We start from the raw sequence: 19776 nt of genomic DNA, 5'->3' as shown, positions 1-19776 counted from the left end.
GTCAGTCCTTCTCTCGGGTCAGGTAGCGCTGGACCGCGGAGACCAGCAGCACCAGGACGAAGAATACGAGCGAGATGGCGGAAGCGTAGGAGGTCTCCTGCTGCTTGAAACCGGAGCGGACCGCCTCGTAGATGATGGTGGTGGTGGAGTCGAGCGGGCCGCCCTGCGTCATCACGCTCACCTGGTCAAAGAGGCCGAGCGCCTGGATGGTGATGGTCACCAGGACCAGGGTGCGCGTGTGCTTCAGGCCCGGCCAGGTCACGTACCGGAACTGGTGCCAGCGGCTGGCGCCGTCCAGCTGCGCCGCCTCGTACAGCTCGCCGGAGATGCTCTGCAGCCCGGCCAGCCAGATGATCATGTGGAAGCCGGCGGCCTGCCAGATGGACAGCGCGATAATGGCCGGCATGGCGGTGGCGGGGTCGTTCAGCCAGTCCGCGCCCGGGATGAGGCCGAAGCTGAACGTGGACAGCAGCTCGTTGATCAGGCCGTCCTTGCGGTACATGAAGAGCCAGAGCAGCGACACCACCACCATGGACGTGACCACGGGGAGGAAGTAGACGGTACGGAAGAAGTTCACGCCGCGGAACTTCTTGTTGATCAGCAGCGCCATGGCCAGGGCGAGGCCGGACTGCACCGGCACCACCACCACGGCGAAGTAGCTGACGTTCAGGAGTGCCCGCCAGAATGTGGGGTCGGTGAAGAGCCGGGCAAAGTTGTCCATCCCGACGAACTCCACCGGCCGCGGGGAGATGAGGCGGGCGTTCGTGAAGGCCAGGCCGAAGCCCAGGATCGCCGGCAGGAACACGAAGGCGAGCAGGAGGACCGCTGCCGGTGCGATCATCCCCCAGCCGCTGAGCTGTTCACGCAGGTGGCGCGGGCGTTTGCGGCGGGCTGCCGCCGGGGTGGTTCCGCCGGGCGCCGGAACAGCGGGGCGGCGGGAGGGAAGCTGGGTGGTTGTCATGGAGTCTCCGTTGACAGTCAGTGCCGGCTGGAGGACGACGGCGGCAGGTGCTGCCCGCCGTCGTCCTCCCGTCCGGCGGCCGGCTAGTTCTTGTAGCCGCCGTTGGACTTGATGTTGGCGTCAATCGCCTTGACCGCCTTGTCCAGGACGGTCTTGGCGTCCGCGCCGGCCAGGATGTCCTGGACGGCCTTGCCGTACTCCGTTGCGATGAACGGGTAGGCAGGCGTTTCCGGACGCATGACGGCCTGCTGCCGGGACAGTTCCATGAACACCCGGTTTTCTCCGCCCTCGGCGAAGGCGGGGATCAGGGCCGCGGCTTCGTCGGTGGCCGGGATGGTGCCGGTGGCCTTGGCCACGGCGGCGATGTTTTCCGGCTTCAGCGAGTAGGAGAGGTAGTCCATGGCGGCCTCGGAGTTCTTGCAGCCACTGGTCACGCCCCACTGCCACGAGGCGCCGCCGATCTTCGGCCCGTTGCCGAGGTCCACTGAAGGCATGACGGCCAGGTCCTTGCCGAGCGCCTTACGTGCCTTGTCCGCAGCCCAGGAGCCCGTGTAGACGATGCCGCTCTTGTTGTTCAGGAAGTCCTGGGTGGAATCCTTGCCGCTCTTCTTGGCCATGAAGCCTTGGTCGGCGAGTCCGCGGAACCACCCGGCCCACTCGACGGCCTTGTCCCCGTTGAGGGTCCCGTCCGCGGACTGGAAGCCGTCGCGGTTGACGAGGTCTCCGCCGAAGGACTGGAGCAGCGGCGAGTAGGCGTACGGCAACCATTCACCGGTGCCGGCAGTCCCCATGTCGAGGGGGTACTGCCACTTGCCCAGGGCCTTGAGCTTGGTCAGCGCGTCCTGGAATTCCTCCTTGGTCCACGGCTTTTCAACCGTGGCCGGGCGGACGCCGGCTGCCTTCAGGTCCGAGGCGCGGGCAAACATGGCAAGGGCGACGTCGTAGTAGCCCACCGCGTACGTCTCGCCTTCCCACTTGGCGACCGTGCTGGGGAGGTTCCTGGACAGGTCGGCCGAAAGCTTCAGCGGCGTCAGGTATTTGGCCCACGCCCAGTTCGGCACGTTGGGACCATCGATGTCCACGATGCAGGGCAGCTTCCCGGCAGCGGCCGCCGAGACCACTGAGTCGTTGTAGGACTCCTGCGGAAAGGCCTGTACCTTGATCTGAGCCTTGGCGGCGCCGCTCTTGTTGTACTTGTCGACGATGGCTTTGATGGCAGCGAGCTCGTCAGGGTTGCCCGCGTTGTGGGTCCACATGGTGATCTCGTTGCCGTCCTGGGACGTGGCGGACGCGCTGCCCTTGCCGCAGGCAGCGAGGCTGCCCATGAGTGCCGCCGCGGCTATGCTGGTGGCCAGGATCCGTGTGAATCGCTTGTTCATGAAGGTCCAGTCTTTCTGCTGATTTTGCGCGTGGATGATTGGTCCAGGGTCCGGAAGGGGCGCGGCCGCTGCAACGGCTGCGTCCCTTTTCAGGCGGACCCGGGGTTTGGGACGAACTGGTTCTATTGCTCGTGGTTGTTTGAATCCCGTCAGGTCCTGGGCGGCCCTACGGATCCCCGTTCGATCAGGGGACAGGCCAGCCGCACCTGTTCCGGCGGCGCCCCCGGGTTCTCGATGTCGTCAAGAACCCGGTTGACCGCCCATCGCCCCATGTCGTAATGCGGCAGGGCCACGGTGGTCAGCCCCGGCCACAGCGAGCCGGCGATGAGCTCCAGGTTGTCGATGCCCACGATCGAGACATCATCCGGGACGCTCAGGCCCAGCGCTGCGGCCGCTTGGTATACGCCCATGGCCACCCTGTCGCTGAAGCAGAACAGCGCTGTGGGCCTGTCCGGCTGGCTGAGGAGACCCAGGGCGGCCTCACGGCCGCCGGAGGTCTCCGGAACGGTGATGACGAGGTGCCGCGGATCGTGCTCGATGCCGTGGCGGCCCAGGGCGTTGTGGAATCCTTCCAGCCGGCCGTGGCTGGCGGGAATGTCGTCCACGTTGTTGATCATTCCGATCCGCGTGTGTCCGGCCGCGACGAGGGCTTCGACGGCGGTTTCGGCGGCGTCGACCTCGTCCGGGACGATGGAGGAGACCGCTGGGTCACCAGTGACGGCGTCCAGTAGGACAGTGGGAATCCCCGAGAGTGCAGGCGGCAGCTCGACCCCCTGGTGGTACAGCCGGGCATACACCACGCCGTCCACCTGGTGCTGCTGAAGCATCGTGATTTCGCGGTGTTCGAGCTCGCTGTCCAGGCCGGAGTTCACCACCATGACTACGTAGCCGCGTTCATAGGCCGCGTCCTGCGCCCCGCGGATCATGGCCCCGGCGAACGGCGTGGTGGTGATCTCGTCGCTGACCAGGCCCAGGATCTGGGAGCGCTGGTTGCGCAGCCCGCTGGCGAGCCTGTTGGGGGCGTAGCCAAGGTTCCTGGCCACGTCCCGGACGTGCTGCTGGGTTTCCGCCTTGACCCGGGAGCTGGTGGCGTCGTTGAGGGCGTGGGAAACGGTGGTCACAGAGACTCCCGCGGCCTTGGCCACTTCACGTATCCCTACTCTCGTCGTCATCGACTTCCTTTGCAAAACGTTTTGGTTGGGTGGAATGAGAATACACAAAACGTTTTGCATGTGTCAATCGTCACTTCCCACCCGCTCCCTAACCTTGCAGGCTCGGCCAGAGAACCTACGGGCGGAGGCTCAGCCACCAGACACGAGCTCAGCCAACAGACATGGGTCCGGCCCGGCGCTGCCCTTTCGGGCGGCGCCGGGCCGGAGGTTCTGTGAAGCTGCTCGGTTACCGTCCTGTGGTGAAGCTCCAGGAGAGGCCGCTGAGCGGGTTCCCGCCGGCATCCTTGATGCTGGTGGAAATGGTTGCCGTGTACTTCGTGTTGGCCGCCAGGGTCACGTTCGGGTTCAGCGTTGCCACGTGGCTGGTGGCGTTGTAGCTGACGGCATAGCTCACCAGGGCGTCGGTGGCGGCGTTCCGGAGGGCAAACGTTCCGTTGGCTACGCCACTCACGTTCTCACTGATGGTCGCCGTGACGTTGGCGGTGCGGCTGACGGCGGTGGCGTTCGTGGCCGGGGACTTCGCGGTCACGATCGGCCGGGGTCCCGTGGTGAACGCCCAGGAGTTGGCGGCGATCGGGTTGCCGGCGATGTCCGTGATGCCGGCAGTCAGCGTTGCGGTGTGCTTCCGGTCAGCCGCCAGCGTGACGTTCGGGTTCAGCGTGGCAACCCGCGTGGTGGCGTTCCACGTCACCGGAGAGGCGATGAGCGCTCCTGCCGAGTTCTTCAGGGTGAAGGATGCCGTTCCCAGTCCTGCGATCGGTTCGTTGAAGGTTGCCGTGACGTTCGCTGACCATCAGCGAGTTGATGCCCGGCGCCTTGGCAGTAACCACGGGTCCGACCGTGCCAGCTCAAAGGCCCCAGACTTCACCCGGCTGAGACCCAGCAAGGGTGATCCTCTTCAGGTCCATGATCTGAAGAGGATGCCAGTATGTGGACGCCACCCTGCGGAAACCTTTAAACAGAACCTGTGCCACCCCTCAACAGGGCCGGCGCACGGGTGAGCCGGCCCTCGCCGGAAAACGCCGGCCGGCCCGCGCAGTGCTACGCCTCTACGAGGTCCTCGTCCAGGTCTCCGTCCAGGTCTCCGAACTCGACGGCGGCCACGATTTCCTTGGTCTCCGGGTTGAGCATGAAAGCCTCGTCGTCGTCCTCGATCATGAGGAAGTCGCCGTGGTCGGTGCTGAAGTGCCACGCGAGCGCCGTCTCGCCGTTGTGGTTGTAGTTCGGGTCACCCATGGTGATTTTCTGCAGCTCGTAGCCGGTGATGTCGCACAGTTCGCGGATGATGACCTCGAATTCCGGGGCGTTCTCCAGTGCCTCTTCCGCGGCCTCGGCGCGCCGCTCTTCAAGGTCCGGCAGTGCCGCCACGCGCTTGGCGATGTGGGCGGTGAGCTCGTCGTCGTTCAGGACCAGCAGGCCTTCCTGGCCACGCAGCCAAGCCGCGTTGAGGGCCACGATGTCCTCCGTCCCGAGGAGTGATTCGAATTCGGCGTCGAGGTCCTCCATGGCCTGCACGCGTTCGGGGAGCCCGCCGTCCTCGGCGTCGGGCTCGCCGTCCAGGTAGATGTCCGTCTCCTCCTCGGACAGGGCGTCGAATGCCTCCGCGGTGCGGTCGAAGAGGTCAACATGCCTGGCGGCGCCCATGCCTTCCAGGCCCTCGCGGATATAGGCGTCAAGCTCCTCGCGGTCCGGGGCGGTAAAGACATACTGTGCAAAGCCGCCGCCCAGGGACTGCGTGAGGTAGAAGTCCACGAAGTAGCTGCGCAGGGCATTGGGCGCGATCTCCCCCGAACCGAGCAGCTCCTGGTACATGATGTTCACCACGGCGACGTTGGAATCAACTGTCTCTGCATCGCTGCCGCTATCGCCGCCTGCGGCGCCTTCGACGGTCAGGACAACGGGGTATTCGCTGGAAGTCATGGGAAATCCTTACTGCAGAAAGCCGGTGATGCTGAGGACTCTCCCAACGTACGCGCGGTCTGCAGCCAGCAGGTTTAGGGCGAAGTGAACGTCAGGCGAAGTTTGCCCATACCCCGTTGAGGCACAAACAGGACAAACAGAAGAGCCCGACGGCGGGCGGCGGCAAATTTGAGGGCCCCTCCCGCCCGACTAAGATGGATCAGATAACCTGCAGATTTTCGACCTGCCGAAAGTAGCGCGCACCCATGCCTTCCCAACCGGACGACAGTGCGGCACTGGCAATCCAGACCCCCGCGATCAACGACCGCTCCCTGGCGGCCGGGCTCGCCTATGCCATGGGCGGCCGCGTCTCCGGGATCTCGTTCGACGCCGCCACCGGCCTCATGCTCGGCAAGGTCCGGGGCGGCTCCGAGGTGCCCTACTCCACCACGGCCAAGCTGGTCCGCAAGGGCGGCGGCTGGAGCTGCACGGTGGGCGTCTGCAGCTGCCCGGTCCGCAAGGACTGCAAGCACGTGGCCGCGCTCCTGTTCGCGGCCGAAGACAACCCGGCGGTGCGGGTACAGCTCCTGTCCCCCGCCGACGTCTCGCGGGTGTCACGGGAAAAGTCGGTGCCGCCCCTCTCGGACTGGGAGCAGGCCCTCAGCCCCCTGATTTCGCAGGCCGGCCCTGCCCAGCAGACCGGCGGCACTCCCCTGGCCCTGCAGTTCGAGGTGGAGGAGCCTGCCCCGCACTTCTCCTACACTGGCCGGCGGGATCCGCTCCGCAGCGTCCGCCAGCTCAGGGCCCGCCCGGTGATCATGGGCGCCAAGGGCAAATGGATCCGCGGCGACGTCTCCTGGAATACGCTGAGCTACCTCAGCTTCAAGCGCGAGTGCAACCAGTCGCATGTGGAGTGGATGCAGGCCTTCCTCGCCGCGCACACCGCCGGCGCCAACCGGGCGTACTCGTCGTCGTCCCTCTGGCTGGGGCTGAACACTTTTGCGGGCAAAAACATGTGGGGCCTGCTGGAGGAAGCCCGGCAGATCGGCGTCGCGCTGGTGCACAGCCGCGGCCAGGAGCCCGTGAAGGTGGCGACGGAGCCCGCGGCGGTGGGACTGAACCTGGGCCGCTACGGAAGCGGTACCCAGGACGGCGGCCTGGAGCTCGCGTCCACCATCACTGTCGACGGCACCGAGGTTGATCCGGCATCGGTGGGCACCATCGGCCGCCCCCCACACGGCATTTTCCTTACCACCAGCGGAGATGCGCTGCCGGGGGTCGCCGCGGACGAAACCATCACGCTGGCCCCGCTGGAGAGCGGCCTGAGCGAGGAGCTGCTGGCCTTCGTCACGGCGGGCAGCACGCTGCACATCCCGGCGCGCGATGAAGGCCGCTTCCTCACCGGCTTCTACCCCAAGCTGAAGCAGACCGCGCGCGTGACGGCGGCGGACGAGTCCGTCGAGCTGCCCGAGCTCGCCGTGCCGACGCTCTCGCTGCTGGCCAACTACGGCACCGACCACCGCGTACGCCTGCACTGGGAATGGCACTACAAGTCCGGTACCATCGTCACCGCGCAGCCGCTTTGGCGCCACCCCGGCGACCACGGCTACCGTGACGATCCGGCCGAGGCCCGGATCCTGGAGGCTGTGGGCCAGCCGTGGGACGTGGTGCCCAAGCTGGGCGAGTCAGCCACCGGGGGCTGGGGCACGCCGCGGCTCGCGGCCACCGCGGAGCTGAGCGGGCTGGACACCCTCGCCTTCACGGAGGAGGTGCTCCCCAGGCTGCGGAACACACCGGGTGTCGACGTGGACACCTCCGGCGACATCGCGGACTACCGCGAGGCCGAGGAGGCGCCGGTGGTGGCGATCTCCACGAAGGCCACGGACCAGCGCGACTGGTTCGACCTTGGCATCGTGATCACCCTCGAGGGCCAGCCGGTGTCCTTCGCGGCCCTCTTCTCCGCCCTCGCTGCCGGGCAGACGCGCATGCTGCTGCCCAGCGGCGCGTACTTCTCCCTCGACCTGCCGGAGCTGCACCAGCTCCGCGCCCTCATCGACGAGGCCCGCAGCCTTCAGGACAACAAGGACGCGCCGCTGCAGATCAGCCGTTTCCAGGCCGGCCTGTGGGATGAGCTTGCGCAGCTGGGCATCGTGGACGAGCAGGCGGCCGCATGGCGCGAGGCGGTGGGCGGGCTGCTGGAGGACGGTGTCCAGGGCCTGCCGCTGCCGGCCACGCTCAACGCCGAGCTGCGCCCGTACCAGCTGGAAGGCTACAACTGGCTGAGCTTCCTGTACCGCCACAGTCTCGGCGGCGTGCTCGCCGACGACATGGGCCTGGGAAAGACAGTCCAGGCGCTGGCCCTGATGTGCGCGGCCAAGGAACACGCGGAGTCCTCTGCTGACGCTGGGCAAGCGGACTCCCAGACAGCGGACGCCAAAACTGAGGACGACGGCGGCACTTCCTTTTTGGTGGTGGCCCCCACCAGCGTCGTGGGCAACTGGGAGGCCGAGGCCGCCCGGTTCGCGCCCGGCCTGACGGTCCGCGCCGTCTGCGAAACCTTCGCCAAGAGCGGCGCCGATCCCGCCCAGGCCATGGCCGGGGCGGACATCGTCATCACGTCCTACGCGCTGTTCCGGATCGACTACGAGTCCTACGCCGGACGGCGCTGGGCCGGGCTGGTGCTGGACGAGGCCCAGTTCGTGAAGAACCACCAGTCCAAGGCCTACCAGTGTGCCCGCAAGCTTCCGGCGGCGTTCAAGCTGGCCATCACGGGCACGCCGCTGGAGAACAACCTCATGGAGTTCTGGGCCTTGACGTCCATCGTGGCGCCCGGGCTGTTCGCCAGCCCTTCGCGGTTCGCGGAGTATTACCAGAAGCCGGTGGAGAAGAACGGTGACAAGGGGCAACTGGACAAGCTCCGCCGTCGGGTCCGTCCGCTCATGATGCGCCGTACCAAGGAGCAGGTCATCAAGGACCTGCCGCCCAAGCAGGAACAGGTCCTCGAGGTGGTGCTGAACCCGCGGCACCAGAAGGTCTACCAGACCCATCTGCAGCGCGAGCGGCAGAAGATCCTGGGCCTGATCGAGGATGTGAACAAGAACCGCTTCACCATCTTCCAGTCACTGACGCTGCTGCGCCAGCTCAGCCTGGACGCGACCCTCGTGGACGAGTCCCTGTCCGGCGTGCGGTCGAGCAAGCTGGACGTGCTGTTCGAGCAGCTGGAGGACCTCGTGGCCGAAGGCCACCGCGCCCTCATTTTCAGCCAGTTCACCGGCTTCCTGGGCAAGGTCCGCGAGCGCCTCGTCAAGGAGGACATCGAGTTCTGCTATCTCGACGGCGGCACCCGGAACCGTACCGACGTCGTCAATGAGTTCAAGAACGGCGCGGCGCCGGTGTTCCTGATCAGCCTCAAGGCCGGCGGGTTCGGCCTCAACCTGACGGAGGCGGACTACGTGTTCCTGCTCGATCCGTGGTGGAACCCGGCGTCAGAGGCGCAGGCGGTGGACCGCACGCACCGCATCGGCCAGGCCAGGAACGTCATGGTGTACCGGCTGGTGGCCAAGGACACCATCGAGGAGAAGGTCATGGCGCTCAAGGCCAAGAAGTCGCAGCTGTTCGCCGACGTGATGGAGGGTGATGCCCTCTCCGGCGGTGCACTCACCGCGGAGGACCTGGCCGGGCTCTTCAACGACTGACGCTAGCAGCAGGCTACCGGGCGGGACCCCGTCCTGCATCGCGGCGACCCCAGCGGGCCGGAGCCCGAAGGCGGCCCGCCTGCTGAACCAGCGCCCCAGGGCCTTGCCCTTGCCCTTCCACCAGCTGTCCTCGTCGGTGTCGGTGCGCCACCGGTAGACCAGGACCACCAGCACGAACATCCCGGCCGTGACGTTCGGCCACACGCCGGCGGCAGCATCGAGCAGCGCCCTGACGGCCGTGGCCAGGATCGCCGGGACGGCCAATGTGCGGAAGACAGTGTTGGCCAGGTACCGCCGGTGGGAGCGTGGCACTGACAGCAGGCGGAGCATGTCGGAACAGGCGCACACCACCACCAGGGCCTGCCCCAGCAGGAGCAAAATGGACCCGGGCAGGGACCCGGCGAACTGCATCGCTGACGCCAGTCCTGAACTCATGGCCTGCACCCTTCCACGCCGCCTCCTCCGTCGCTGTCGCTGTCGCTGTGTCGGACCATTCAACGGCGCGGGGCACCGGTAAGTCACGGGGGCCGACTACGCGTCTTTCCCGCCCGCACTACCCGGGCTCCCGCTGCTGTACGCACCCCGGCCGGAAGCAACCATGCGGGAACTCCGATCGCGCCGGGCAGACACTACCATTGGCTCTATGGGTGCCCAAGACAGTCCGCCCGTCCGTTCCGGCGCCGCTCCCCCTTCCGAGGGAATGACGCTGGGACGGCTTTTGGCACTTCTGGGGGAAGGGATTTCTGCCGAGGCCCTGGAAACACACCTTGCAGCCATGCAGGAGGAGAGCCGGCTCGATCCGCCGACGGCAGCAGCCGCCCGCAGCCTCAACGCCAGGCTCCGGGAGGCCAGCCGGCGGGAGGGTCTGCTCCGCGTCCTGTACGACACCGCCACGGACCTCACCGGCATTCGGGATGTTGAAGCCGTCCTGAAGGCTATCGTCCGCAGAACCCGTTCGCTCATCGGCAGCGACATCGCCTATCTGAGCCTGAACGACTACGACTCCGGAGAATCGTACATCCGGGTGACTGACGGTGCCGCCACGGCACTGTTCCGGAACATCCGGATGCCCCTGGGTGAGGGGGTCCTCGGTGCGGTGGCCACCGGTGAAGCCCCCTCGCAATCCGCGGACTACCTGAGTGACAAGACCAAGACGCACCTTGGGCCGAGTGACGCGGCGGTCGCGGCAGAAGGTGTCAAGGCCATAATGGGAGTCCCCTTGCGGGCCGAGGGCAAGGTGATCGGCGCGCTCCTTGTTGCGGACCGGCACGCACACAACTTCAGCAGCGACGACGTCGCACTCATGGAATCCATCGGCACCCACGCCGCCGTCGCGCTCGAGAACGCCCGTCACTTCACCGAAATGGCCGATGCCCTGGCCCGGCTGGACCAGGCCCAGCGGCAAAATCTTGCCCATGTGAAGGCGCTGGAGGAGCTCTCCTCCCTCGATCAACGGCTGATGGAGACTCTGGCGTCCGCCAACAGCCTGCCCAACCTCATGCTGCTTTTGGCCGAGTCGATGGACAGCGAGGTGTTCGTGGTGTCGCCCATGGGCGAAACCCTGGCAGGGCTCGGCGCCAATCCCGACTTCGGCCATCCCGCCGCCTTAAGCGCCGCGGAGCTCTCCGCCGCCAGGACGCTGCCCATGCCTTTCACCGTCAAAGGCCGGCAGTACACCGTGATGTCCGCGGTCGCCGGGGACCAGCACCTGGCCTCGCTGATCGTTGCCGGCCACATCAGCCAGGACCGGCTTGCAGTGCTCGAGCGAAGCGCCCTGGTCCTCAGTGCGGCGTTGCTCTTTGAAAGGACCTTCCAGGACGCGCAGTACCGGCTGCAGCTCGAACTCATAGACGAACTCCTGAATCCGCGGTCTGAGGATACGGAAGCGCTGAAACGGCGGGCCGGGAGATTCGGCCTCGCAGACAACACCCCGCTGGTGGTCCGGGTGGTGGGCGTGCGGGAGGACCAGCGGCAAAGGGCCCTTGCAGTATTGAAACGGCTTGCACAGGACCGTCCCGGGATCACCGCCCTCCACGAATCGCATCTGTGCGTCATCGAGCCACCCGCCCCACGCGGCGGCCCTGCGGGTGCGGACCCGGGCGCAGACAACGGGCAGTCGATCGTCGATGCCCTGAAGCACCAGCGCATCCAAGCCAGCGTTGGATCCTCACAGGCGGTGACAGGATTTTCCCGGCTGACAGGGGCCCACGCCGAGGCCGATGCCGTGCTGCGCGCGCTGCAGGCGCTGTCCCGGAACGGCGAGGCCGCCGACCGGGCTGCCCTCGGCACGGCCGGGATGCTGCTGGGCGCCATGGACAGGCCCTTCGCCACCCAACTGCTGGCCGCCCAGCTCGGACCCCTGCTGGACTACGACAGCCGCCGGGGAACGCAGCTGGTCCTGACCGCCTGGACCTTCCTGGAGAACGACGCGTCCGGCACGGCAGCGGCGGAGGCCCTGCACGTTCACCCCAACACACTCCGCCAGCGACTGGAGCGCATCGATACAGTCCTCGGCGCCAGCTGGCGCCGGGGCGGCCGGTCCCTGGACATCCACGTGGCCCTGCGGCTCTGGCGCCTGCAATCCGCCGGAATCGGCGGCGAATTACGCTGAGCCAGCCCACACCGATGTGGTTCTGACGCACATGTTCCCACTGCCAATGTGGCAGAAACCTCCATAGGCCACCTCACGCGGCTCTGGAACGATGAGATCTGCGGCACCTATCAGGTAGCCCAAGATCCCCATCTTTAGGAGTCAGTCACAATGTCGTGTGCGCATGCAGCGGGCATCCGTCCCGCAACCTTCGGCGTCCTGCGCTTGCCGCGGAACATCGTCGTCGGGGCCCAGCAGCGTTTTGCCATCGCCGATATCGCAGCAGAGCTCGGTGACAGCGTCCTCATCTGCACGGACCCCCGGCTTGCAGCCTCGGACGAACTGCAGGCCCTGGTCACAAGCCTGGAGAACCGGAAGCTGTCCGTCCGGGTCTACGGAGAGACCCAGGCCGAGCTGCCCACCCCGGGCATCATTGCCTGTGTCGAAGAGCTCAAGGGTCAGGACATCGACGTCGTCATCGGCTTCGGCGGCGGCAGCTGCATGGACATGGCCAAAGTGGTCTCGGTGCTTCTGACCCACGGCGGTCACCCTAGCGACTATTACGGCGAATTCGCTGTTCCCGGTCCCGTCAAACCCGTCATCGCGCTGCCCACCACGGCGGGCACGGGATCCGAAGCGACAGCCATAGCCGTGGTTTCCGACCCCGGACTCGGCATGAAGATGGGCATCTCAAGCCCCCACATCATCCCCTTCGCCTCGGTCTGCGACCCCGAACTGACCTACACCTGCCCGCCGGCGCTGACGGCAGCCACCGGCGCGGACACCTTCGTCCACCTGGTCGAGTCGTTCACCGCCATCACCCGGGAACCAACCCGCACTCTCGCCAACGAGCGCGTGTTCGTGGGCAAGAATGTCCTTACGGACTCCCTGGCACTGGACGGGATCCGGCTCCTCGGCCGGAGCCTGGCCACGGCCTACAAGGATCCGGGCAACACCGAGGCCCGCGCCGACATGATGCTGGCGGCGCTCTACGGCGGCATTGTGCTCAGCAACGCCGGAACGGCGGCGGCGCATGCCATCCAGTACCCCGTCGGCGCACTGACCCACACACCGCACGGCGTGGGCGTCGGCCTGCTGCTCCCCTACGTCGTCCGCCACAACTTCAGCGCCATTGAACCGCAGCTGGCACAGGTTGCCGACGCGCTGGGACGCGACATCAGGGGCCTGGACACGCGCAGCGCGGCGATCGCCGGCGTCGAGGCCATCGACGAAGTCATCGCCACCATCGAACTGCCCGCGACCCTACAGGACCTCGGAGTGCAGGAGGGCGACCTCGGCCAGATTGCCAGGCTGTCCCTGAACTCCAAGCGCCTCATCGACAACAACCCGGTGCCGCTCGACATTGAGTCCGTCACATCCATCGTGCAGGCCGCTTACGCCGGCGACCGCACCATTCGCTGACAAAAGTCCCCCGCCGCATCATCATCTGATCAAACCTGAGGATCACCCATGACACTTCTCTCCGCCCAAGAACCCCTCGACGTCGATGAGCTGGCGGTCCCCCGCCAACTGCTCATCGCCGGAAACTGGCAGGACGCCGCTGGCGGCGGCACCGTCGCCGTCATCAATCCCTCCGACGGCACGGCGATCACCGCCATCGCAGACGCCGACGTCGAGGACGGCCTGGCCGCCGTCGACGCCGCCGCCGCGGCGTTCCCGGAGTGGGCCGCCACACCGCCCCGGCGGCGCGCCGAGATCCTCAGCCGCTGCTTCGAGCTGATGACCGAGCGGAGCGAACAGCTGGCCCGCCTCATCTCGCTCGAGAACGGCAAAGCGCTTCCAGACGCCCGGGGAGAGGTGGCATACGCCGCAGAGTTCTTCCGCTGGTACGCCGAGGAGGCAGTCCGGATCATCGGTGACGTTTCCACCTCGCCGTCTGGCGCGAATCGCATCCTGGTCCAGCACCAGCCGATCGGCGTCTGCGTCCTGATCACCCCGTGGAACTTCCCGGCCGCGATGGCCACACGCAAGCTGGCGCCGGCGCTTGCCGCCGGCTGCACCGCCGTGCTCAAGCCGGCCACGCTGACGCCCCTGACGTCGCTGGCCATCGCCCAGCTGATGGTCGACGCGGGCGTCCCGGCCGGCGCCGTCAACGTGATCACCACGAGCAAGACGAGCGATGTCATGACGCCGATCCTGGCCGACCCCCGCGTCCGGAAGCTGTCGTTCACCGGTTCCACCGGCGTCGGACGCCATCTGTTGCGGCAGGCAGCGGACAACGTCCTCAAGTGCTCCATGGAGCTGGGCGGCAACGCGCCGTTCGTGGTTTTCGATGACGCGGACCTGGACAAGGCAATCGACGGCGTCATGATCGCCAAGATGCGCAACGGCGGCCAGGCCTGCACTGCAGCCAACAGGATCTACGTCCAGCGCGGGATCCAGGCGGAGTTCGCCAGCCGCCTGGCGGCCCGCATGGCAGCCCTGACGGTCGGGCCCGGTACAGATCCCACCACCGAAGTGGGCCCGCTGGTTGATGAGGCAAGTGTCCTGAAGGTCGACGCCCTGGTGCGCGATGCCCTCGACCAAGGTGCGCGCCTGCTCACCGGCGGGCAGCTACCGGAAGGGGAGGGTTACTACTACCCGCCCACCGTGGTGACCAACGTGCCACTCCATGCGCGCATGGTGAGCGAGGAAATCTTCGGGCCCGTGGCATCAGTCATCGGCTTCGATACCGAGGACGAAGTCATCGCGGCCGCCAACGACTCCGAGTATGGCCTCGCGGCGTATGTATTCACCGAGGACCTGCGGCGGGGGCTACGGGTATCCGAACGCATAGAAAGCGGCATGGTGGCCCTCAATCGCGGGCTCGTCTCGGACCCGGCAGCGCCATTCGGCGGCATGAAGCAAAGCGGTCTGGGACGGGAAGGCGCCCACCAGGGCCTGCTGGACTTCACGGAAACCAAGTACATCGCCCTTGACTGGTGAATCCGGTTCACTGCCACCTGATCATCCCCCACATCCTTATTTGACCTTCGAAAGAAAAGACCAATGACGCTCTCCGCAGCAACGACCGGCAACGCACGCCGGGTGCCCTGGCGGGTATCCCTCGCCAGCTTCGCCGGAACCACCATCGAGTGGTACGACTACTACATCTTCGGCCTCCTTGCGGCCACCGGCGTTTTCAGCCGGCTCTACTTCCCCGAGCAGGACCCCGCCACGGGTCTCCTGCTGGCCTTCCTCACCTACGCGGTTGGTTTTGTTGCCCGGCCCTTCGGCGGCATGTTCGCCGGCCACTACGGGGACAAGATCGGCCGCAAGCCAATGCTGGTGCTCTCACTGCTGCTGATGGGATTCGCCACCTTGGCGATGGGCCTGTTGCCCACCTACGCGCAGATCGGCGTCTGGGCTCCGATCCTCTTGACGGTTCTGCGGCTCGTGCAGGGGTTCGGTGCAGGGGCTGAATGGGCCGGTGCCGCCATTATCTCCACGGAACACGCCCCGGAAGGCCGCCGCGGATTCTTCGGCAGCTTCACCCAAATGGGTGTACCGGCAGGCATGCTGCTGGCCAACTCATCGGTCCTGGCCGTCAAGGCCATGGTCCCGGCCGACGCCTTCGACGCCTGGGCCTGGCGCGTTCCGTTCCTCCTCAGCGTACTGCTGATCGTCGTGGGCCTGGTGGTCCGCGCAAAGCTTGAGGACTCCGATGACTTCAAGGAGCTCGTGGCCAGGAAGCAGACTGCTCACAACCCGCTCGGGGAAGCCCTGAAGAAGGAGACCAAGGGCGTTTGGCTGGTCGTCGGCATGCGCCTCGCCGAAAACTCGGCCTTCTACCTGTACACCACCTTCTCGGTTGTCTACATCATGCGGACGTTCGGGCCCGAACGCGCGAACCAGGGCTCCATGTCCGTTCTGATCGCCTCCGCCATCGGCGTCATCGCGGTGCCACTCTGGGCAGCGCTGTCCGACCGGATCGGCCGGAAGCCGCTTTACCTGTTCGGCTCCATCGGCGGGCTGCTGTTCTTCCCGCTCTACTTCGTCATGACGGACACCGGCAGCGCCCTGCTGGCAACCCTGGCCATCATCATCGGCCTCGCGGTCTTCCACAACTCCATGTATGGCCCTCAGGCTGCCTTCTTCGCCGAGCTCTTCTCCACCAAGCTCCGCTACAGCGGCGCCTCCATGGGCTACCAGTTCGGCTCGGTCCTGGCCGGAGGCATTGCGCCGCTGGTCGCCGTGGCCCTGCTCAATGCAGGCAACGGCGAACCCGGCTGGGTGATCCTGTACTTCAGCGTCATCGGCGTCATCACTGTGGCCTCGGCCATCATGGCTCCGGAAACGGTAAAGCGCGTGCGCGGAAGCCTTGAGGCGGCACAGCAGGATTCGGCTGCCTCCCAGGACTCAACTGGCAAGGCCGGCGTCCGCTAGGGGTTTTATTTAGCACGCCAGAGTTAGAAAAACCGGCGGCATCGGCAGTGTGTGCACTGCTGATGCCGCCGGCGGACTTTCTCCGGTCAGGCCGGGGACAGCTCCTCGGCCCGCGGCAGCGGATCCAGGTGGCTGATGCCGGTGGTCGTGACCTGCAGGACCCGGGCCGTGGCGATGTCGTAGAACAGGCCCGTCACATGGACGTCACCGATCCCGACGGCGTCCTGCAGGCTGGCGTGCCGTTGCAGCCGCTCGAGCTGGACGGCAACGTTGACCATGGCCAGCTGGTCCACAGCGCCGTACCCGGCCTGCTCGGCGGCAACCTGGACGGGATGTCCGGCCTGGAATGACTCGAGGCTCGGCCGGCCGTGGTCCAGCCAGGACTCGACGGGGCAACGCTTCTCCAGCCCTTCGGGCGTCTGCTCCCCGGCCTTCTGGTCTGCGGCCGGTCCGGCAAGCAGGGCGGTCATGGCACCGCAGCCGGAGTGGCCGCAGACCACGACGGACGTGACTGACAGCTCGTCAAGGGCGAACTTCAGCGATGCCTCAACCGACGGTTCGAGCCGGTCGCTTCCCACCACGTTGCCCACGTTGCGGACCGTGAACAGGTCCCCCGGGCCGCTGCTGGTGATCAGGTTGGGCACCAGCCGGGAGTCGGCGCAGGTGATGAACAGCGTGTCGGGGTCCTGGAAGGTGGACAGTTCCTCGACGTGCGGACGCAGCAGGTGGGCGTGCCGGCGGTGGTAGCTGTCCACGCCGTTGAGCACCGAGCGCACCGGGGCAGGCACATGCCCGGAAGCGCCGGCCGCAAGCGGTGCGCTGTCCCGCTGCCAGCTCCGCCACGGCGCGAAGCCGCCGCGCAGCGCGGATCGCGATGACCCTCGGGCCGGAGTTCCAGCCACGGCGGCGTGCAGGGTGGCCGTTCCGGTTTCCTCGATCTCGACGCTGCCGCCGTTGTTGACGTGCCGGACGCGCCAGGCCTCCAGGGTGTCGTGCACGGGGTGGTCCAGGTAGTCGACGTCGAGCTCCACAGTGACGTGCGCCGCCGGCGGCACTGCTGCAAGCACCTTGCTCAGGCGGGGAAGGGACAGGAAGGTGCAGGAACCGTCGATGACCACCCGCCAGCGGTTTTCGGCTGCGGCGCCGAGGGGCTCGGCGTGGATGCTGGCACGGACCACGCGCCAGACGACCAGCAGCACGGCCAGGGCGAGCCCGATCAGCACGCCGGCCAGGAGGTTGACGAACACTACCGTGAGCAGCGTGGCGGCGTAGACGGCCAGGTCACCGGTGACGCGTGCCGTTTGGAAATCGGCCACCTTCACCAGGCGGATGCCGATCATGATGAGCAGCCCGGCAAGCACGGACTCGGGCACCAGCTGGATGACTCCCGCCAGCAGCAGGGAAAAGACGAGGACCCAGATGCCGTGGAGGATGGCGGACTTTCGGGTCCGTCCCCCGGCCTCCACGTTGGTGGCACTGCGGACGATCACACCGGTGACGGGAAGCCCGCCCAGCATGCCGGACGTCACGTTGGCGGCACCCTGGCCGAGGAGCTCGCGGTTGAAGTCCGTACGCTCTCCGTGGTGCATCTTGTCGACGGCGACGGCGGACAGCAGCGATTCCACGCTGGCCACCAGGGCGATGGTGACGACGCCGACAGCGATGGCGGTCCACTCGCCTTGCGGCAGGTGCGGCAGGGACAGGGCGTCCAGCAGCGAACCGTCAAAGGTGATCCGGTCGACGTCGGAATTGAACGGCAGCGACAGCAGCGTGGCGGCTACGACGGCGACGAGCGGGCCGGGCACCCGGCGGACGGCGGCCGGCATGTGCTTCCACCCGGCGAGGAGTGCGATCACCACAGCCCCGAGGAAGGCGGCCTGCGGATCGACGGCGGCAAGGCTGTCTGGCAGCGCCAGGATGTTGTGCAGTGCGGCCTCCCCGGCTTCGCTGCCGAGCATCACATGCAGTTGCTGCAGGACGATGATGATGCCGATCCCGGCAAGCATCGCGTGCACCACCACCGGGGCGATGGCGAGCGCCACTCGTCCCACCTTGGCCATGCCCAGCAGCACCTGCAGGACACCGGCGGCCACGGTGATGGCGCAGGTGACCGGCCAGCCGAACTGCTCGATGAGGCCGGCGACGATGACCGTCAGGCCTGCAGCGGGGCCGCTCACCTGCAGCGGGGCGCCGCCCAGGCTGCCGGCCACGATGCCGCCGACTGCAGCCGCGATCAGTCCGGCCATGACCGGCGCGCCCGACGCCGCGGCGATGCCGAGCGACAGCGGGACGGCGACGAGGAACACCACGAGGGAGGCGGGCAGGTCCCAGCGGAGGCCCGAGGTCAGGCGGGCCAGGACTGGTATCCGGCTCCTGCCGGAGTGGATGGGGTTTGGATCCGTGGCGGCTGGCGAGGGCATGTAAGTCCTTAGCTCGTTCGAAGGGTCCTTATCCACGCTATTGATGCCCCGATAAAGGCCGCAAGAGTACCGCCCGTGAGAAGAAACACGAGGTCAGGGCGGACATAAAGCGAAAACTAGTGCACTAATCCATTCGTTTGCATAAGCCTTCGCCGGCCCGGCGGTGCTGTGTTCCCCCACACCGCAAGGGCTCCCCCCGGGGCAGCAAAAGGGGCCGCTGTTCAAGTCACATGGTCCGGGCCACGGGTGACCGCACGTTCACCGGGAAATAAATTCCGACGGCGGTTCCCGGCCGTGCGCGGGCGGCGTCCGGTTCCGCTGGTGAGGTCCGGTTAAAGCGGCAGTGGATCCATCCCCTGGGGATGGATCCACTGCGTTGGAACCGTGCCGGCTGACCGTGCCGGCAGGGGCGCCTAGCGCTTGACGGCGTCCAGCTTCAGCATCTTGGCGATGACGCTGTCGAGCTCGGAGTCGTCGAAGATCTTCTTCCAGTCGTCCTTGATGATGGTGTCCTTGCCGTACTGGATGGCGATTTCGCAGGCTTCAGAGAACGGGTTGGAGCCGCGCAGGGCGTTGGTGAGGGCGATCTGGACGTGGCCGAACAGCATGGCCTTCGCAGCTTCCTCGGGTACGCCGGCGGTGTGGACGGTCTCGTGCAGCGCCTCGTTGAGCAGGGTGCCGATCATGCAGGCCACGGTCTCCACCAGGGTGGGCTCGAGGATGGCGAGCTGCTTCACGGTGACCCAGTGGACGTCGATCACGGGTGCGTAAATGACGCGGATGGTGGCCTCGGCGGCAGCCTTGGTGGCCTCGGAAGCGTCCTCGTCGATCGCGGCGACGACGTTCTGGGGGGCGCCCTGGCCGCCGAAGGTGTCGGCCCATTCTTCCTTGGTGGTGCGCTCCAGGAACACGGACGGGTGGCAGGGGTGGGCCACGGCCTGGACGACGTCCTCGCGCTGGGCCAGCAGGCCTGCGTAGGCGGCGGCCGGGTCCAGGGTGAGCAGGATGGCGCCGGACTTCATCTGCGGCACGACGCCCTCGGACACGACGCCCAGGACGGTGTCCGGAACGGCGAGGATCACGACGTCGGCGCCCTTGACGGCGTCGTCGGTGGCGGTGATTTCACGGCCTTCTTCGCGGACGCGGTCCTGGCCGGCGGGGGAGTTTTCGGAGTAGAACACGGTGTGGCTGGACTTCTGGAGGTTCCGCGAAACGCGCATCCCCATCTTGCCTCCGGCTCCGATAACGGCGACGGTCAACTGTTCTGCAGACAT

Annotated in this window: 11 protein-coding genes and 1 pseudogene; 5 read left to right on the top strand and 7 right to left on the bottom strand. The window is 66.9% G+C overall.

Annotation, left to right across the window (positions count from 1 at the left end):
- Nucleotide 1 precedes the first annotated feature (1 nt).
- From ABIE00_RS00525 to ABIE00_RS00505, 5 genes and pseudogenes are all read right to left on the bottom strand, one after another.
- Nucleotides 2-961, bottom strand: coding sequence for a carbohydrate ABC transporter permease (locus ABIE00_RS00525; protein ID WP_354255349.1), 960 nt, complete (start codon nt 959-961; stop codon nt 2-4).
- A gap of 83 nt (nt 962-1044) precedes the next feature.
- Nucleotides 1045-2340: a sugar ABC transporter substrate-binding protein gene (locus ABIE00_RS00520; protein WP_354255346.1), complete on the bottom strand. Its 1296-nt coding sequence runs from the start codon at nt 2338-2340 to the stop codon at nt 1045-1047.
- Nucleotides 2341-2489: 149 nt separating this feature from the next.
- Entirely contained in the window at nt 2490-3512 is a 1023-nt protein-coding gene (locus ABIE00_RS00515; protein WP_354255343.1) for a LacI family DNA-binding transcriptional regulator, read from the bottom strand.
- Between the two features lie 226 nt (nt 3513-3738).
- Nucleotides 3739-4287 (bottom strand): annotated as a pseudogene (locus tag ABIE00_RS00510) (Ig-like domain-containing domain); the annotation flags it as partial.
- A gap of 266 nt (nt 4288-4553) precedes the next feature.
- The gene (locus tag ABIE00_RS00505) at nt 4554-5432 is read right to left on the bottom strand and encodes a DMP19 family protein (RefSeq protein WP_354255341.1); all 879 of its coding nucleotides are present in this window, start codon (nt 5430-5432) and stop codon (nt 4554-4556) included.
- A gap of 245 nt (nt 5433-5677) precedes the next feature.
- Between ABIE00_RS00505 and ABIE00_RS00500 the strand changes: the two genes are divergently transcribed.
- The 5 genes from ABIE00_RS00500 (at nt 5678) to ABIE00_RS00480 (ending at nt 16082) form a co-directional block, all read left to right on the top strand.
- Nucleotides 5678-9106, top strand: coding sequence for a DEAD/DEAH box helicase (locus tag ABIE00_RS00500; protein WP_354255338.1), 3429 nt, complete (start codon nt 5678-5680; stop codon nt 9104-9106).
- Between the two features lie 643 nt (nt 9107-9749).
- Nucleotides 9750-11717 (top strand): helix-turn-helix domain-containing protein, encoded by a 1968-nt coding sequence (locus tag ABIE00_RS00495; RefSeq protein WP_354255335.1) that lies wholly within the window; start codon nt 9750-9752, stop codon nt 11715-11717.
- 150 nt (nt 11718-11867) lie between these two features.
- A complete protein-coding gene (locus tag ABIE00_RS00490) occupies nt 11868-13118 on the top strand; it encodes an iron-containing alcohol dehydrogenase (protein ID WP_354255333.1) in 1251 nt (416 codons plus the stop codon).
- A 48-nt stretch (nt 13119-13166) separates the two neighbouring features.
- The gene (locus ABIE00_RS00485) at nt 13167-14642 is read left to right on the top strand and encodes an NAD-dependent succinate-semialdehyde dehydrogenase (RefSeq protein WP_354255330.1); all 1476 of its coding nucleotides are present in this window, start codon (nt 13167-13169) and stop codon (nt 14640-14642) included.
- 63 nt (nt 14643-14705) lie between these two features.
- Complete coding sequence (locus ABIE00_RS00480; RefSeq protein ID WP_354255327.1) at nt 14706-16082, top strand: MFS transporter; 1377 nt, start codon at nt 14706-14708, stop codon at nt 16080-16082.
- Between the two features lie 86 nt (nt 16083-16168).
- On the opposite strand, the gene ABIE00_RS00475 is transcribed toward ABIE00_RS00480, so the two are convergent.
- Both ABIE00_RS00475 and ABIE00_RS00470 read right to left on the bottom strand, forming a co-directional pair.
- Nucleotides 16169-18502 carry a SulP family inorganic anion transporter gene (locus ABIE00_RS00475; RefSeq protein ID WP_354255324.1) on the bottom strand — a complete coding sequence of 778 codons (2334 nt, stop codon included), beginning with the start codon at nt 18500-18502 and terminating at the stop codon, nt 16169-16171.
- A gap of 413 nt (nt 18503-18915) precedes the next feature.
- Entirely contained in the window at nt 18916-19776 is an 861-nt protein-coding gene (locus tag ABIE00_RS00470) for a phosphogluconate dehydrogenase C-terminal domain-containing protein (RefSeq protein ID WP_354255321.1), read from the bottom strand.

Origin of the sequence: Arthrobacter sp. OAP107 (assembly GCF_040546765.1) — a bacterium.
Taxonomy (GTDB): domain Bacteria; phylum Actinomycetota; class Actinomycetes; order Actinomycetales; family Micrococcaceae; genus Arthrobacter.
Note: the sequence above shows the minus strand (reverse complement) of the source record. Positions and strands in the feature narration are given on the sequence as shown.